This is a genomic window from Couchioplanes azureus, assembly GCF_014648355.1.
Lineage (GTDB): Bacteria > Actinomycetota > Actinomycetes > Mycobacteriales > Micromonosporaceae > Actinoplanes > Actinoplanes azureus.
The window spans coordinates 65,214-82,023 of sequence record NZ_BMQY01000012.1; the positions used below are offsets into that span (position 1 = coordinate 65,214).

Consider the following 16,810-nt stretch of genomic DNA (forward strand, 5'->3'; position numbering starts at 1 on the left):
TGGACCTGCCACGCCACACTCGCGAGCGGGCCATGGCCGGCCGGCCCCGGTCCGCCGTACCCTTCGTGACCGGGAGGAACGACGTTGACCACCACCACGGCACCGCCGGACGCCGGCGACACGCTACGACGGGCGACCGAGATCGTCGACCTCGCGCACCGCGCCTGCGAGGCGTACGGCCGCGCGGACCTCGGCAGCCGGCTCGCCGCCGTCCGCGCCACGCTGGCCGACCCGGCGGTGCACATCGTCGTCGTGGGCGAGTTCAAGCAGGGCAAGAGCTCGCTGGTGAACGCGCTGGTCGGCACCAGGGTCTGCCCGGTCAACGACGACGTCGCCACCGCCCTGCCGACCTACGTGCGCTACGGCAAGGAGCCGTCCGCCGAGGTGCTCCTCGACGAGGTCCCGCCCCGCCGCGAGCCGGTGCCCGTCGACCGGGTCCGGGAGTTCGTCCTGGAGAAGGACGCCGGAGGCGCGGTGGACGGCGTGACCGGGGTCGAGGTCCGGCTGCCGCGCCAGCTGCTCTCCAGCGGCCTGGTCATCGTCGACACCCCGGGGGTCGGCGGCCTCGGCTCGATGCACTCGGCGGCCAGCCTGACCGCGGCGTCCATGGCCGACGCGCTGCTGTTCGTCACCGACGCGGCTCAGGAACTCACCCGCAGCGAGCTGGATTTCCTGCGCCAGGCCCGCGAGGTGTGCCCGACCGCGGTGTGCGTGCTCACCAAGACCGACTTCTATCCGTACTGGCGCAAGATCCGTGACCTCGACGCGGGACATCTGCGCGACCTCGGGGAGATGCCCATCCTCCCCGTCTCGTCCGATCTCCGCCTGCGTGCCGTCGCCGCCGGCGACAAGGACCTCAACGCCGAATCCGGGTTTCCGGACCTGGTCAAGTTCGTCGCCCAGCGGGTCTCCGGCGGAGCGACCGCCCGGGTTGCCGCCCAGGCGGGCGCGACGGTCGTCGGGATCTGCGAGCAGATCGAGAGCCAGTTCGAGGCGGAACGGGCCGCGCTCGCGGACCCGGCCGCCGCGGCCCGGGTGATGGACGACCTCACCAGGGTGAAGACCCGCGTGGAAGCGCTCAAGGCCGCCGCGGCGAAGTGGCAGCAGACCCTCGGCGACGGCATCGCCGACCTCAACGCCGACATCGACCACGACCTGCGCGGCCGGATCCGCCGGCTGGTGGAGGAGGCCGACGCGGAGATCGAGGCGGGCGACCCGGCCGACACCTGGGACGAGACCGAACGGTGGCTCAAAGCCCGGGTCTCCGAGGAGCTGGTGGCCAACTACATGATGCTGCGGGACCGGGCGGTCGGGCTCAGCGACGACGTGGCGGCCCACTTCGAGGAGGCCGCGGGGCAGATCCTGCGCCAGGTCGCGATCGCCGACCCGCTGCCGCTGGCCGGCACCGCCCAGGTCGAGCACAAGATCGACCTGGCCAGGATGAACCGCCGGAAACAGGCGATGGTGGCACTCAAGAGTGCCTACGGCGGCGCGCTCATGTTCACCATGCTCGGGACGCTGACCGGCATCGCCCTCGGCCCGATCGGCATCGGGATCGGCCTGGTGATGGGCCGCAAGGGCCTGCGCGAGGAGAAGAAGCGGCAACGGACGAACCGGCAGAACCAGGCCCGGAACGCGATCCGCCGCTACTGCGACGAGGTCACCTTCCTGATGACCAAGGACTCGCGGGACACCCTGCGCCGGATCCAGCGTCAGCTCCGGGACCACTACAGCGGCCTGGCCGACGAGCTGGCCCGGTCGAACGCGAAGGCGCTGAGCGCCGCGTCGGAGGCGGCTCAGCGCACCGCCGCCGAGCGCGAGAGCCGGCTGCGCGATCTGACGGCCGAGCAGGAACGCCTGCGGCAGTTGCGGGAGTACGCCGCGGCGCTCATCTCGTGACCCGGCCGGCCTCAGGCGCCGTCGACGTCGTCGATCTCCGGGGCATCCGCGGGCAGCGACGGCATCGCCCACAGCCCGGCCGCCGGCGACGGCACGTCCTCGGCTTCCGGCAGGTCATGCAGCTCGGCGTCGCCGACCGGCTCCGGCTCCGGTGCCACGGCACCGAAGGCGGTGTCGTCCACCGGCACGCCCGCGACGTCGTGGCCATGACCGAAGGCCGTGTCCATCGGCAACCCCGGGTGCTCGACGGGCATGCCGGCGGCGGCGGAGCCCTGCCCGTCCGGCAGATGCGCCTCGCCGGCCCCGAGGGGCGGATCGATCTCGGGCATCGCCGGGGTCGCACTCTCGTCGAGATCCGCCGCGGGGGCCGTGGCGAGAAGATCGAGCAAGTTGCCGATGTCACCTGCCGCGGTGTCGCCCTCGACGATCGGACCGTGCGCCCGGACGAACGGGGCCAGATGCTCGGCGACCTCGGCCCGGGCGGTGTCGGCGAAACTGACCACGGCCTCGGCGAGGAGCTCCTGCGGCAGGTCCGGGTATCCGCCGTCCCGGAGCACGGCGGAGAGGTCGCCCGGGGTCCCGGCAGCGCCGGTCAACCCCGCGAAGATCTCGTGAAGGGAGCGCGCCGGTGCCATGTACCTACTGTAAGGAGAACGCCACCGGTACGGGCAAGGGGGACATCCCCCGGCCGTCCCCCTAACGCCCGCATGACCGATATCGATCGCTGCTGCCGCGGTGCGGCCGTCCGGCTTGAACGGGCGCCCGGTGGGCCCTATCCTCCGTCCGAGCCGAACCCTGGGAGTGACGAATGACCGGCCGCACCATGACGTTCCTGGCCAGCGTGGCAGCACTCGGTGTCGCCGGGGTCGTCCTGTCCACCACCGCCAGCGCGGCCGAGGAACCGAACACCGCGCCGGAAGGTGCACACAAGCTTTCCACCTACCGCATCTGGCCCGGTCAGACGACCGTACTGACGGTCCTCTCGGTGAGCGACGACAGGACGCCGCCGGCGGGGATCACCCAGACCATCGACTGGGGCGACGGCTCGGCCCCGCAGGTCGTCGCCGGTGACGTGACCGAGATCCCGCACTCCTACCGGACAGCGGGGACGTTCACGCCCAGAGTGATCCTCTCCGACGGCGTCCTCACGTCCCAGGCCGGGCGGCAGACCCCCGGATACGTCACGGTGTCGGCGCCGGTGGGCGGATACCGGGTGAAGCAGACGTCGGCCTGGGCCGGAACGGCCGCAGGTCTTCGGCACCACGCCTCCGACGACACCGACACGGTCCGGATCTGGTGGGGTGACGGGCAGTCCAGCACGGTCGAGGCCAGCCTGTCCGAGGCCACGGCCGCGCACGTCTACACCAAGGCCGGCACGTTCGCGGTGACGGCGGCCCCGGCCAACGAGTTCGGCGTCGCCACGCCGCAGAGCGCCGGCACGATCACCGTCCGGATCGACGCCACGCGGCCGGTGGTCACCCTGACGAAGCCCTCGACACCGAGCAAGGCGGCATCCTGGGCCACGCTGCGCGGCAAGGCCGGCGACACCGGGACAGGCGTGCGCGCCGTGCACCTGACCGCGATCGAGAAGCGCGGTTCTTCCTGGTACTACTACACCGGCACGACGTGGGTGAAGGCCACCTCCGAGCGCACCGCGGCCGCGAAGGCCAAGGTCGTGACGATCACCCCCGCAGCGTCCGGCGCCTGGAGTGTCAAGATCAAAGGTTTGACGAAGGGAACGGTCCGCTTCTCCTGCACCGCCGTCGACCGGGTTGGAAACCGCTCCGCCGCCAAGCTCACCACCCAGACCCTGAACGCCTGAACGCCCCTTTCTGTCCACCGACAAGCCTGTTTGTTGTCGGCCGTCGGAACCGGCGCCGGCAACCGTACGGACGATTGCCCCGCTGACCGATCGGCGAGGACAACCGCAGCTCGGCCGGTACGCCGCCGGCCATTTCCCCGACCGCGCCACGAATCGGCGGAACCGCCGTAAACGGAGCCTTTGGCGCGGTCTGCAAATACTTCGACTTCGCCCCGGACCCGGCCGCGCCGGCCCACATCTGCCCAATTGGCGACAGCCTTTCCGCCGCGCACGGGACTAAATTGGAGCACCACGGGCCGCGACGGCGTGTTGTTGCCGGATGCGCTTCGCGATAGCGCCGGACAACGCATGGGGGAATCGCATGACCAGATCACATCGCCGCGTCCTGACTGCTGCGGCGCCTCTCGTCCGCTGACCGGTTCCTCCCCACCAGGCAAGGGAAGCCGTTATGGACGCAGCAGCTCACCTGCTCGCCGCCGGCCAGGGGTTGGTCCGCCCCCGCCTGCTCGACGAGCTGGACGGTCTGCGGACCGGCCGCCTCGCGATGATCGTGGCACCCGCGGGCGCGGGAAAGACCACCCTGCTGGCGCAGTACGCCGCCCGGTGGGCAGGTCGGGTCGGCGCCGTCCAGATCGAGACCGCCAGTACCCGGGCCCGCGATGTGGTCCGGGCGATCTGGCAGGCCATCCCCGCGCTGCCCGCCGCGGACCGCGGCGAGGAGGTCGACGAGCTCCTGGCCGCACTTCGTGCCGTCCGTACGACCGACACCCTGGTCCTCATCGACGACATCCATCTGCTGGCGGGGGCCGAGGCGTGGGCCGCGCTGGAGACGATCGTCGCGTACGTCCCGCCCTGGCTGCACATACTCTGCTGCGGCAGGCGGATGCCCGATCTCAACCTGTGCCGCTTCGAGCTGGCCGACGCCTGCCTCGTCGACGGGGAGCACCTGCGGTTCCGGTCCTGGGAGGTCGAGCAGCTGCTCCGCGAGGTCTACCGGGAACCGATGCCTCCCGACGACGCCGCGGCACTGACCCGCAGAGTCAGCGGCTGGGCCGCGGGCCTGCACATGTTCCATCTGTCCACCCGCGGGCGGCCCCTCGTCGAACGCCAGCGTACGGTGGCGGCCCTCGACGGCAGGTCCGCGCTGACCCGCTCCTACCTCGCCCGTACGGTGCTCGGCGAACTGCCGCCGGAGTTGCGGGACTTCCTGGTGCGCACGTGCGTTTTCGACGTCCTGACACCGGCCCGTTGCGAGGGATTGCTCGGCGACCCCGGTGTCAGCCGGCGGCATCTGGAGGAGTTGGAGCGCAGACAGGCCTTCACCGCCAGTCCGGACGGCGGACACACCTTCCGGTATCACGAGGTGCTCCGGGCGCACCTCGCCATCACCCTCGCCGAGGAGATCGGGGAAGCGGCAGCCCGGCAGTGGCATGCCCGGGCCGCGGCGCTGCTCGCCGCCGAGGGTGCGGACCTGGAGGCGGCCCGGGCGTACGCGCGCGCGGCCGACTGGCCGGCGGTGCGGCGGCTGCTCACCCGGCTCGGCATCCGGGTGGCGGACGAGGGGGTCGAACCCTGGCTGGACCTCCTGCCGGACTGGCTGGTGGCCGAGGATCCGTGGCTGATGCTCGCCGAGGGCCGGTATCTGATGGCGTGTGGCCGGCTGACCGCGGCGGTACGCCACCTGCGCTCGGCGGAGGAACGCTTCTCCGACGAAGGCGCTCGCGCCCGTTGCCGGGCCGCCCGCCGGCTGGCGTCGACCTGGCTGCCCGGACGGGCCGTGCTCGCCGGACACTACTCCGCCGCCCTGCGGGAGGCGACCCGGCAGCATCCCACCCTGGTGGCGGCCGAGGCACAGGGTGAACCCCTGGTGCAGGCCGTGGCATACCTGCTGGCGGGCAACGTGGCCGAGGCACACCAGGCTCTGGTGGCCGGCACGGCCGACGACAGCGACGTCGGACATCTCGGCGTCCGGCTCCTGCAGGCGTGCTGGGCGATCGCCGCCGGGTCCGCGGCCGACGGCCGGCGTCAACTCGCCGAGGTGCTCGTCGAGGCCGAGCGGGCCGAGCTGCCCTGGCTGGTCCGGATGGGCCGGGCGGCCCTGGCCCTCGACGGCAGCGCGCGCGGCGCGGCCGAGGCGGCCGCGGTGGTGGGCGAATGCGACCGGGCGGGCGACCAGTGGGGCGGTGTGCTCGCCCGAGCGGTGCTCTGCCTGGTCCGTTCGCTGAGCCCGGAAGCCGGCCCGGCAGACGTGGAAGCCACCGCCGAGTTGCTGCGGCGCTGCCGCGCACTGGACGCCGGCGTGCTCGAGGCATGGGCGCAGGCGCTGGCCACCCTGGCCGCGGCACGGACGGGAATGTCCGGCACGGACGTGGCGGCGGAGCGCCCGGAAGCCCTCGCCCGGTCCGCGGGTGTCCCGGGCGCGCGGGTGGCCGCACTCGCCGCTGCCACCCGGTGCGGCACGGCCGGCACCGACCCGCGGTCGCTGGCCCTCCAGTGCGGCTTGCCGGTCCGGGTGGCCGGCAGGTGGGCGGGTGTGGAGAGCCCGGCGGCCGGGGTCCGCGAGCCGGCCCCGGTCGAGGTCCGGTGTTTCGGCGGATTTCAGCTGCGGCTGCACGACCGGCCACTGGACCTGTCGATGGTCAAGCCGCGGGCCCGGACGATGTTGCGACTGCTCGCCATGCACGCCGGCCGGCCCGTGCACCGCGAGGCCCTCATCGAGGCGCTCTGGTCCGCCCTGCCGCCCGGGGCCGCAACCCGCAACCTCCACGTCACGATGTCGAGTCTGCGCACGTTCCTCTCGCCGGGCGGCCCTCGCGGGTGCGCGGGGCTGGTGGCACGCAACGGCGACGCGTACCACTTGTCCCTGCCGGAGGGCGGCTACAGCGACGTGACCGACTTCCGCGGCGCGCTGAAGCAGAGCCGTCAGGCGCGTCTCGCCGGTGACGCGGCGTCGGCCGCCGCCGCCCTGCAACGGGCGTTGCTGGCGTACGGCGGCGACCTGCTGCCGGAGGAGGGGCCCGCGGAATGGGTGGTGTGGGAACGCGACATGCTCCGCCGCGAGGCCGCCGAGGCGGCCGCCGCGCTCGCCGCCGACGCCCTGGCCGCCGGCCGGTACGAGGAGGCCGTCGTCGCGGCAGAGCGGTGCGTCCAGATCGACCGCTACAGCGACGAGGGCTGGCGCTCGCTGGTCGACGGGTACGACCGTCTCGGTCACCGGGCGGCCGCCGCGCGGGCTCGCGACAGCTACGCCGAGATCGTCGCCTCGCTGTAGGTGGTGCGGTCGCCTTCCGCGCTAGCGCCGAGCGTCGAACTCGAGCTCCGCCAGTGCGCACACCCGGGCCGGTGCCATCCCGTAGGTCGACATGACCGTCAGCCGGATCCCGGTCGCGTCGCTGACCCGCAGGTCGAAATACTGCGGGCCCGGCTGATCGCGCAACGCGAGGGTTTGCGCCGGGGCCGGCCCGGAACCGGTCAGCACGACGGCCTTCAGCTCGCCCGGCCGGCCCTGGTGGGCGAACCGCTCGGGATCCGACGACACCCCGGCGGTGACGATCACCCGCAGCAGCCGCACCCGCTCGGCGAAGACCAGCTCCACCCATGCGCCGACCGGCTTACCGGTGGGCGCCCAGTACCGGTTGCTCTTGCCGTCGACCAGGTTGGCCGGTGCCGCACCCCGGGCGGCGGACGACGCCTCGCCGGCGCGCGCGGCGAGGCGGAACGACGCCGTGAAGCGGTCCCGGACCGCATCGTCGGCCCGCCTCAGCAAGCCGGTGGGCACGGCCATCACCGCCGTCACCGCCAGCGCGGCGAGGAGCACCGTCCACACCATCCGGGCCGTTCCCGGGCCGCCCCGCACCCGGCGGCGGGTGCCGGCGTCGTGGACTCGCCGGGCGGTCCACCGTGCCCGCCACCGCCGCCACCAGGAGAGCCGCGGTGGCGCGGCGGCCTCGGTCAGCGGCGCTCCGCAGGCGCGGCAGAATCGCCGGCCGAGGGTGTTGCCGGCCGCGCAGCGCGGACACGGCTGCTCGTCGGCGCCCAGCGGGCGCGGCTCCGGCGGGACCACGACGTGCCGCCGGGTTCTGGTCTCCCCCGGGCGTACCGCCTCGGGTGTCTCGCTCGGCCGGTCCGCCTCGATCGGCACCGCCGCCGGACCGGGCGCGGCCTCCTCGGCCCGTGGTGCCTGCGGAACGGCAGACTGCGATGCCGGCGCCTGCGCCGGAGGCGCCTCCGGCTCGGTGGAAGCGGTGTCCCAGTCCAGGAAGGCCCCGCACTCCCCGCAGAACTGCACGCCCTGCGGGCTGCGTTCGCCACATTCGACGCAGACGACAACGGCCACGGTCAGCTCCTCGCCGAGACGTCGACCGTGACGCGGACGTGTGCCGGCACCAGTTCCACGACGACCTGGCGCAGCCGCCGCTGGTCCACGTCCCGTACGTCCGCCACGCGGACGCGCACCACCACCTGTGGCGGGCCGTCGCCCGGCAGCGGGCCGCCCGCCCGGTCCGACCAGGCGCACAGACCGCTGTCGGCGATGTCGACATCGCCACCGGTCAGCAGACGCACGTGTTCCGCCAGCCCCCGCTTGGTGCCGCGCCAGCGGTGCAGCTGCACCGCCTGTGCCACCAGCTCCCGGCGCTGCCCCACGGTCCAGCTCTCGTCCACCGCGAAGGCCACCCAGTCGGCCAGCCAGCAGACGAAGTCCTCCGGCGCGAGCCGCGGGTCCAGATAGTCGGCGAAACAGTCCAACGTGAGGATGATCGGCGCCAGGACCTCGTCGAGCGCGCTGGTGAAGCGGAGGGTGAAATCGTCGTCCAGGTAGACCGCCGGCAACCGCTCCGCGATCGGCAGCGGTGTCGCCAACCCGGCCATGGCCGTCCGCATGCTGGTCATCGCTTCGACACCCGGACCTGGTGGCCGTACGAGAAGACCAGGGCGTGCGGCAGCAGGTCCAGACGTTGCACCGCGCCGCCCCGCTCACCGGTCGTGGGGTCCGCCCCGAACAGCCGGACCTCCTCCACCAGTTCCACCCCGCTCAGGCGCTGCAGCACGGCGAACACCTCCCCCGCCTGCACCGGGCGGCCGAACGGCCAGCCGGTGCCGTCGGGGCCGCCGCGCAGCGGATCGAGGTATCCGTACAGCGCCCGGACGGCCCGTTCGCGCAGCGCCTCCGGCGACGTACGGGCCCGGGCCTGCACCTGCGCCACCACGGTGACACCCTGGTAGAAGGGCGGTTCGACGGAGATCCGGGCGCCCAGGCAGCGCCGTTCCTCGAGGTGCCGGGCGATCCTGCCGAGAATCGTCCGGCTCGGTCTGAGATCCTCGAACACCGGCTCCGGGGACTCGGCGCAGGCCGGTACGACCAGCACCCGGACGCCCTCGGAGCCCTCGTCGACCGGCACACACCGTACCCGGGCGACCTCGGGCGCGGCCTCGCGAGCCAGGTGCTCGTAGTCCTCGACCGTGACCGCCCGCTCGCGGGTGCGCAGCAGCAGCGGTCCCCGGATCGCGGCGTCCCGCACCGATTCGCCGTCGACGCCGCCCGCCGCGGGTCGGCGGTTGGCGACCGTGCTGACGAACGCCACCGGATCGCGGGCGACCTGCAGCACGTTGCGCGCGACATTGCCGCGCAGCCCGCCCCCGGTGCGGTACTCCGGCACCCGGATCGGCGCACCCTTGGGTGGCACCCCGCCGTAGTACACCAGCCGGCCGTCCGGTTCGCGGACCGCCGGGCCGAACACCACCTCGCCCGCGACGCGGTCGAGGACGAGATGGCGGTCGTACGGGCCGGACTGGGCGAACGTCGCCACTTCCCGCCACTCCTGCCAGCCGTCGCCCCCGGCGACCTCCACGACGAGCGGGCCCTCTCCGGGCACCACCGGCCGCCGGGCCAACGGGAAGCGCTGACCGGGCACGCCCTCGGAGATGCCCAGCACCTCGCCCCGGACGATCTCGGCGTGGACGGCCGCCACGGTGCCGCCCACCACGGCGGCCTCGGCCGACACGATCTTCGGAGAGACCGTGTAGAACGGCTGGTCGGGCCCGGGCGGCACGATCCGGCAGCGCAGCCAGCCCGCCAGCTGACGGCCCACCAGCGACGTGGCGTGATCCTCCGGTACGTGCAGCAGGACGTCGCCGGCCCGGTTGAAGCCACCCGTGGTGTCCCGCTCGACCTCGCACTCGGCCCACCCGCCGCCCTGCCATGCCTCCCATACCCAGGGCGGGTTACGCGGGTCCACGCCGACACCCTTGGTGACGCAGTCGAGGCGCAACAGGACCGCGCAGGACGGCACGGCCGCCGACAGCCCGAGGTAGAGTGCGTCCCCCGATTGCGGTGGTGCGCCGAAGGCGTCGATACCGGCACCGGACCGCAGGTCGTCGGTGCGGTTCCGGGGTTGCCCGGCACCACCGGTCATCGCCCGGGCCAGCTCGGCGGAGACGATCCGCAGCTCACGTTCGGTGGTGAAGACGACCGGTTCCTCCACCTCGTTGCGTACGCTCGCCACCTGCGCTCCGGCCGGCACAGTCACGTCGTTGTGCTGCGGCGCCGACAACCAGAAGGTGACGTCGCCGCGGGCGGCCGTGGGCGGGAAGAGCCGTACCCCGATCAGCTCGAGGAACCGCAGGTAATGCAGGTCCGGTACCCGGTTGAGCCGGTACACCAGCTGATCGACCATCGACGCGAAGGTCTCGATGAGCGTCACACCGGGATCGGAGACGTTGTGGTCGGTCCACTCGGGACAGCGTTCCTGGACCCGCCGCTTCGCCTCGTCGACGAAGTCCTGGAACCGGCGGTCGTCCAGGTGGGGTACCGGCAGCGGCATCAGCTCTCCACCTCCTCGTGGGTGGGGATGACATAGAACGGGAAGACGAGGTTGCGCGGATCGTTGCTGCCGCGCAGGGTGTAGCGGATGTCGATCAGCAGCGTGCCGGCCTCCACGGCGTCGAACCCGACGATGACGTCGGTCAGGTCGATCCGCGGCTCCCAGCGCTCCAGCGACCGGCGTACCTCGTAGGCGATACGCCCGGCGGTCGCGGCGTCGGCCGGCGCGAAGACCAGATCGTGGATGGCGCAACCGAACTCCGGCCGCATCGGCCGCTCCCCCGGCGCGGTGGCCAGGATCAGCCGGACGCTCTCGATGATCTCCCGCTCGCCCCGGACCAGGGCCACCGATCCGGTCGCGTCGGTACGCAACGGGAAGGCCCAGCCAGCGCCGATGAACTCGGTGTTCACGGCGTACCTCCGATCCACGTGCTCAGTTCAGCTTGATCATGGCGCCGCGGACGGTGACCTGGCCGTTCGCGGTCAGTTCCGCCTCGGACGTCGCGGTGATCGACACCTTCTGGCCTTTGAGCTCCAGGGGGCCGGTGCCGGCATCGACGGTCACGCCGCTGCTGCCCTTGATCTCGACGACGCCCCGCTTCTTGTCCAGGCGGACGCTGAGCTTGCCGTCTCCCGTGGCCACGACGATGCCGTCGTTCTCCACCAGCTCCACCCGGTGCCCGGTCCGGGACACGAACCCGCGTACCGCGATCTCTCCGCTGGCGCCGTCGATCGGGTCCGTACCGAGGGTCGGCACGCCGTCCTTGCCGTTGTGGAGCCCGCCCAGCACGTACGGCTCGCCCAGGTCGGCGCCGGCGAAGCCCACCAGCACCTCGTCGCCGACCTCCGGGAGGATCAGCGTGCCGCGCTGCTTGCCGGCTCCAGCCTGCGCGGTACGCGCCCAGCCGCTGGTGAAGTCCTTGCCCAGCCAGGGAAAGGTGAGCCGCACCCGGCCGAGCTTCTGCGGGTCCCGGACGTCACTGACGATCGCCGGCACCAGCCCCGCCGCGCCCCGCGTGCCGGAGTGCGCGCCGGTGACGAGCCCGTGCAGGGACCGCTCCTGGCGACCCGAGACCGTGAACGCGGTGGTGTAGCCCGCGTGCTCACTGAACAGGTGCCGGGTACTGGTCAACGTGTACTTGCCGAGGAAGGGCTCCGACACGTTCGCCAGGGTGACCGCCGCACCGGCGCGCAGCTTCGGGTTGCCCTTCGCCACCCCTTCCAGCTCGACGCAGGCACCGCCGAGCTGTCCGGCGAGAGCGTCCGCGACCGCCTTCACCATGCCGGGCGTGTGCCAGGACGCGTCCGCGGCCAGCAACGGCGGAGCGTCGAAGGTGCGGGCCAGCGCGACCGGGTCGGCACCGGGCACCTCGGTGCCCGCCGTGTGCGGGGTGGCGGTGGCGCTGACCTCGCGCTTGTTCGCGAAATCCCACCCCCGAGCCTCCACCTGCGGGACCTGTTCCGCCGCGCTGACGCAGGCTCGCAGCGACACCAGGTTGCTGTGCGCCTCGAGCACCAACGGGTTGCTGGTGGCCTTCGCCGCGGTGTCGGGGGCACCGCTGGGTGCCGTCGGCAGCCGGAAGTCGAGGGCGCCGTCCACGACGGCGAGCTGCGCACCGACGAGATCGGCAAGCCGGGACAGGAAGTCCCAGTCGCTGATGTTGTCCTGACTCAGCTGCGTGTCGCTCTGGCCGCCGACGCCCGGCAGCGCGTCGATCCGGCCGGCCTTGAGTCCCGCCCGTGCGGCGACCTTGCGGACGACGTCGGCGACGGTCATGTTCGGGTACGCCGCGACCCGCCGCCCCCGGAACAGCCGGTGCGCGACGTCGAGCCCTCGAACCTGCAGAAACGTACCGGTGCGGTCGAGCTCCAGCTCGACCGCCGTGACCTCACCGGCCGCCAGTTGCTGGGGGCCGCCCGCATCGGCGGTCTGCACCTTGAGCGTGACCTCGGCCCCGATGGTCAGCCGGACCTTGGTGAGCACGAGCTGCTGCGGGTCCCGGAAGCGCAGGACGAACATGTCGGGCAGGTTGCGGCTGTCCTCGACGTACGCATAGGTCAGCAGGGCGGCCACGTCGGCGGGCAGCGCCGTGCCCGCCACCTCGACCAGCAGCGTGTTGGCGAAACTCTCATTGGCCATGCGCCTGCTCCAGCTCATCGAGGGCGGGGATGAGCAGCCGGCTGCCGGGGCGCAACCGCATCGGATCGTCGATCCCGTTGGCCTCGGCGATGTCGCGCCACAACACCGGATCGCCGTAGGCCTGGAAGGCCACCGAGGGCAAGGTGTCGCCGGCCACGACGACGTGCACGTCCCGCGCGGCCAGCGATCCCGACGTGGGATTCTGGCCGCCCTGCTCGCCGGAGATCTCCTCGAGCGCCACCGTGCAGAGTGCCCGGACCGGGGTGCCGCTCGGCGTGAACAGGGTGTACTTGGCGGTGACACTGCTGACGTACGCCGGGAAGCTGGTGAGCCCGCCCCAGCGCAGGATGACCCACGGCGGTGAGCCCTTCTTGCCCTGCCGGCTCTTCACGGTGGGCACGCAGCACTCGAAGAGCTTCTCGACCGACTTGACCACCTTGTCGTCCATGCTGTCGGTGGCGTCGAAGAACATCTCGAGGCTGAGCTTGCTCGGATCGGAGCCGGTGAACTCGGGCGGCCCGCTCTTCGCGGCGTTGCGCTGGGCCTCCCGCTTCCACTTGGCATTCTTCGTCAGGCTCAGTTCTCGGGGATTGAACTGGAAGGGGATGGTGCCGAGCACCGCCTTCCCGGGTTCGGCGGTGCCACCCCCGGCCGGCGGCTCGTGCAGTTCCAGGTACGCATGCTGCAGGCTGGCCGGTGCGCCGGCCTTCGCCGGCGCGGCGCCCGCTGCGGTGAACGTGACGGGGGACGTCATGTCAGCGACCCGACGGCCCGAGGAAACCGTGGTGAGCCAGCTCGATCGTCTCGACGGCGACCTTCGCGGTGTCCGGGTTCAGCTGTGGCCCGCTCCAGCGCACCGGGACCACGTCCATCAGGCTCCAGCTGGCGACGATCGTGCCTTCCAGGGTGCGCGCCTCGATGGTGGCGGTCTTGCGTTTCACCCCGGCGGCCATCCCGGCGAACCACTGGGCGATCTTGGTGCTGTCGCGGGTGACGGGCCGCGACAGCTTGACGTTGGAGTACCTGAGCCGGGTGGGCAGCTGCCAGATCCAGCCGTTGTTGCCGCCCTCCTCCCGCTGCTCCATGACGAACTCGCAGCCGAGCCCCTCGCAGCTGTTGAAGGCGCCGAGACTCTGGTCGTCGATCTTGACGACGAAGCAGACGGCGACGGCTTCCTCGATGTCGGTCATGGTGGTGGGCTCTCCTCCGTCATCGGGGCAGGTCGGTCAGCCAGCCGCGGCGGTCCCGGTCGATCCGTAGTTCGGCCTTGAGCCGGCGCAGCAACGGGTCGTAGAGGGTGGCCAGCAGCGTTTCGGGTTCGATCGCCGAGGCGGCGGGCGGGGCGGCGACGGCCGGCGGTGCGGTGACCGTGGCGGCATCGGCGGGCGGCGCGAGGACGGCGGTGGCGCCGGCGGGCGGCGTTGGCACCGCGGGACCGGCCGGCGGCATGGCCGCGGCGGTCGCCTCGCCCGGCGCGGGCCCGTCACGCTGGACCGTCATGATCTGCGGACCAGTCGGCGTACGGTCCGCGCCTGCGGTCACGGCCCGCGCCACGGTCAGTGGCAGTGCCGGTGCGACGGCGAGCTGGGGCACACCGGAGGTGGGTCCCGTGGCCGGGCGCGCTGACGCGCTGTGCGGGTGCCCGGGCAGCCAGCCGGGCCCCGCCCCAGCGGGCTCGGCGCGAACCGGATCGACCCCGGACGATGCGGGGGTCGGCAGCCGTTGCAGGTCGGCGACGGCACCTGCCGGACCCCACCGGGGTGCCGCCGATCGCGGCTCAGGCGTGCCGCCGCCGGTGGCCGCCCCGGTGACCGGCTTGTCCGGGGCCGTGGCGAGACCGGCGGCCGGTGGCGCGCCGGTCTCGACGAGCCGCGACACCGCCGCCACGGGACGGTCACCGATCAGCGGGGCCAGCGCCGCCGGCGGTGGGAACGGGTCAGGCCGGGTGACCCGCACGACCGGGAGCTCGGCGGCAGCGTCGGGGCCGGTGCCCGGGTCGCTGACGGCCGGCTCGGCGGGGAGGGCACCGAGGTCGACGGACGTCGCGCCGGGCTCGCCACCGTCGGAAGGCGACGAATCCCGCGCCGCCGTCGGTGCGACCGGAGACCTCGGCGAGTCGGCGAACCATGGTGCGCCGGTGTCCCGCTGCACCGGTTGCGGCCGGACCGCGTCCGTCGGATCGCCGCCCGGCACGGTCGGTGCGGCCAGGCCCGGCACGATGGGGGTGCCGGCGGTCAGGGAGCCGACTTCACGCTGCACCAGGTCCGGTGCCCCGGCACCGGCGGCGATCGGGGCGCCGAGTCCGAGGCGGCGGGTGGCGACCGGGCCCGTGGTGTCCGACGTGCCGAACGTCGGGGCCCCGAGCGCCGGGTTTCCGGCCGTGGCACTCCCGGCCGTGGCACTCCCGGGCACGGCGCTCCAGGGCACGGCACCGCCGGGCTCGGCGTGGCGCTGAGGGTCATCGGCCGGGGCCGGCCGGGCGGGCGGCTGCGGCACAGCCGCAAGCGGGTCGGGCAGCCGCTGCACCGCCGGGGATCCGGACGAATGCTGCGCCGACGAATCCGGCGCGGCAACGGACGAGCGCTGCGCCGACGAACCCGGCGCGGCAACCGACGAGCGCTGCGCCGGCGAACCCGGCGCGGCAACCGACGAGCGCTGCGCCGACGAACCCGGCGCGGCAACGGACGAGCGCTGCACCTGCGGCCGGTTCGCCGTCGCCGGCAGTACCGTCGCCTCCACGCCTTGGGCCGGTGGTGTCCCGGAGCGTTCGGGCCGCTCTGCCGCATTCACCTCCGCGGTGGGGACGCCGGGCACCGGCACCTCGAGCGGCGGCCCGGAAGCGGTGGCACGCACGTCCGGCACGGCGGACACGGCGACGACCGCCTCGGGTTCCGTCTGGCGGGAGACCGTGGGCGCCGCCGGTTCGAAAGCCTGCGGGACGGGAGCGGACGCCGTCTGGACGACCGGTGCGTCGGACGGCGCCCCAGGCGGCGGTGCTGCCGGCGCCGAGAACGTGGGGGCGCGCTGGGCGAACGCTGTCCCCACCGGCGCGGCGGCGGGCGGTTCCGGCGACGGTTCCGCGGCCGGAGTCCACGGCGGCTGCGGGGCGGTAGCAGGCGGTGGCGCGACCGGCGTTGCGGCGCCCTGCGGCCCGGCCATCCGCTGGACGACGGCGCCGATCCAGCGGGTCGGTGCCGTCCACAACCGCCGGACATCAGGCGCCGGCGCGGCGAGCGGCAACCCCGGCGCGGCCGGATCAGCGCTCACCGAAGGTACCGGGGCAGCCCCGATGACGCCGGACGGTTCGCCGGCACCGACGGCGTGGTGCAGCGGCGCGACGAAGCGGGGATCCTGCCAGGTGGCGAGGGCGCCGCTGAACCGCTGGACCGGATTCGTCAACGGTGGGTCGCCCAGCACCCGCCCGATCGCCGCCACGTCCCGCCACGGCTCACGCGGCACCCGGGACACGGCGTCCGCCGGACCTGCCGGAGGCTCGGCCCGGCCGCGTCGCCACGGCCACATCACGCCTCACCGCCCCTGACTGATACGGGTGTTGATCCGGGCGATCTCGTCGACGTAACGCCGGCGGTCGGGGTGCTCCAGATCGAGGATCTCGTCGAGACCCCAGTGGAAGTGGTAGGCGACGTACGCGACCTCCTCGTGCAACCGGTCGGCGGCGTACGTCACGATTCCCCCAGGCGGCCACCGGCGAGGTCGATCTCGAACCGGTGCCGGCACTCGGGACAGGCGACACCCGCCCGGGTGTGCCCCTCGCTGTTGATCCGCCGGTACATGTCCTGCAGGAAGGCCAGGTCGGCGGCGAAGAGGTTCTCCATCACGCCCACATGCACGTCGGTCACCGCCCCGATCCGGGTGACGACGCGGGCGAGCAGCACGACCGTGAGGTACGCCGGGTTCTCCCGTACCCGGTCGTCCTTGAGGGGCACCAGCTCGTCGCGTCCGGTCGCCAGGCGCATGACGCCGTCGCGGTGCACGACGCCGGCGCCGTCGAGGTAGCCGCGGGGCAGTTCGAAGGCGAACTCGGTACGCAGCTGTTCACGCGGCCGTTCGGGTAAGGCGGCCGGTTCGGCTGCCGCCGGATCCGCCAGGGAGAGGCTGCGGCGCATCG

Annotated in this window: 14 protein-coding genes; 3 read left to right on the plus strand and 11 right to left on the minus strand. The window is 73.3% G+C overall.

The features are described 5' to 3' along the window. The first annotated feature begins 84 nt into the window (after positions 1 to 84). Positions 85 to 1,899, plus strand: coding sequence for a dynamin family protein (locus IEY99_RS30195; RefSeq protein ID WP_189207506.1), 1,815 nt, complete (start codon positions 85 to 87; stop codon positions 1,897 to 1,899). 11 nt (positions 1,900 to 1,910) lie between these two features. Here IEY99_RS30195 and IEY99_RS30200 read toward each other — a convergent pair whose 3' ends face one another. After that, entirely contained in the window at positions 1,911 to 2,534 is a 624-nt protein-coding gene (locus tag IEY99_RS30200) for a hypothetical protein (protein WP_189207507.1), read from the minus strand. A 173-nt stretch (positions 2,535 to 2,707) separates the two neighbouring features. Between IEY99_RS30200 and IEY99_RS30205 the strand changes: the two genes are divergently transcribed. Together IEY99_RS30205 and IEY99_RS30210 are read left to right on the plus strand one after the other, a co-directional pair. Continuing rightward, entirely contained in the window at positions 2,708 to 3,721 is a 1,014-nt protein-coding gene (locus IEY99_RS30205) for a hypothetical protein (RefSeq protein ID WP_189207508.1), read from the plus strand. Positions 3,722 to 4,169: 448 nt separating this feature from the next. Then, complete coding sequence (locus IEY99_RS30210) at positions 4,170 to 6,992, plus strand: AfsR/SARP family transcriptional regulator (RefSeq protein ID WP_189207509.1); 2,823 nt, start codon at positions 4,170 to 4,172, stop codon at positions 6,990 to 6,992. Positions 6,993 to 7,013: 21 nt separating this feature from the next. Here the strand turns inward: IEY99_RS30210 and IEY99_RS30215 are convergent, their stop codons facing one another. The 10 genes from IEY99_RS30215 to IEY99_RS30260 all read right to left on the minus strand — a co-directional run bounded on the left by IEY99_RS30215 (position 7,014) and on the right by IEY99_RS30260 (position 16,808). Beyond that, entirely contained in the window at positions 7,014 to 8,057 is a 1,044-nt protein-coding gene (locus IEY99_RS30215; protein WP_189207510.1) for an NADase-type glycan-binding domain-containing protein, read from the minus strand. 2 nt (positions 8,058 to 8,059) lie between these two features. Continuing rightward, positions 8,060 to 8,611: a phage tail protein gene (locus IEY99_RS30220; protein WP_229799380.1), complete on the minus strand. Its 552-nt coding sequence runs from the start codon at positions 8,609 to 8,611 to the stop codon at positions 8,060 to 8,062. Then, complete coding sequence (locus IEY99_RS30225; RefSeq protein WP_189207511.1) at positions 8,608 to 10,542, minus strand: putative baseplate assembly protein; 1,935 nt, start codon at positions 10,540 to 10,542, stop codon at positions 8,608 to 8,610. The genes IEY99_RS30220 and IEY99_RS30225 overlap by 4 nt, the downstream gene beginning before the upstream one ends. Then, positions 10,542 to 10,952 (minus strand): GPW/gp25 family protein, encoded by a 411-nt coding sequence (locus tag IEY99_RS30230; RefSeq protein ID WP_189207512.1) that lies wholly within the window; start codon positions 10,950 to 10,952, stop codon positions 10,542 to 10,544. Before IEY99_RS30230 ends, IEY99_RS30225 begins: the two co-directional genes overlap by 1 nt. Positions 10,953 to 10,974: 22 nt before the next feature. Next, complete coding sequence (locus IEY99_RS30235) at positions 10,975 to 12,681, minus strand: VgrG-related protein (RefSeq protein ID WP_189207513.1); 1,707 nt, start codon at positions 12,679 to 12,681, stop codon at positions 10,975 to 10,977. After that, the gene (locus IEY99_RS30240; RefSeq protein WP_189207514.1) at positions 12,671 to 13,435 is read right to left on the minus strand and encodes a CIS tube protein; all 765 of its coding nucleotides are present in this window, start codon (positions 13,433 to 13,435) and stop codon (positions 12,671 to 12,673) included. Before IEY99_RS30240 ends, IEY99_RS30235 begins: the two co-directional genes overlap by 11 nt. A 1-nt stretch (position 13,436) precedes the next feature. Continuing rightward, positions 13,437 to 13,871, minus strand: coding sequence for a phage tail protein (locus tag IEY99_RS30245; protein WP_189207515.1), 435 nt, complete (start codon positions 13,869 to 13,871; stop codon positions 13,437 to 13,439). A gap of 19 nt (positions 13,872 to 13,890) precedes the next feature. Further along, complete coding sequence (locus IEY99_RS30250) at positions 13,891 to 16,140, minus strand: hypothetical protein (protein WP_189207516.1); 2,250 nt, start codon at positions 16,138 to 16,140, stop codon at positions 13,891 to 13,893. A 69-nt stretch (positions 16,141 to 16,209) separates the two neighbouring features. Then, a complete protein-coding gene (locus IEY99_RS30255) occupies positions 16,210 to 16,368 on the minus strand; it encodes a DUF6760 family protein (RefSeq protein WP_189207517.1) in 159 nt (52 codons plus the stop codon). After that, positions 16,365 to 16,808 carry a hypothetical protein gene (locus tag IEY99_RS30260; RefSeq protein ID WP_189207518.1) on the minus strand — a complete coding sequence of 148 codons (444 nt, stop codon included), beginning with the start codon at positions 16,806 to 16,808 and terminating at the stop codon, positions 16,365 to 16,367. The genes IEY99_RS30255 and IEY99_RS30260 overlap by 4 nt, the downstream gene beginning before the upstream one ends. Positions 16,809 to 16,810: the final 2 nt, after the last annotated feature.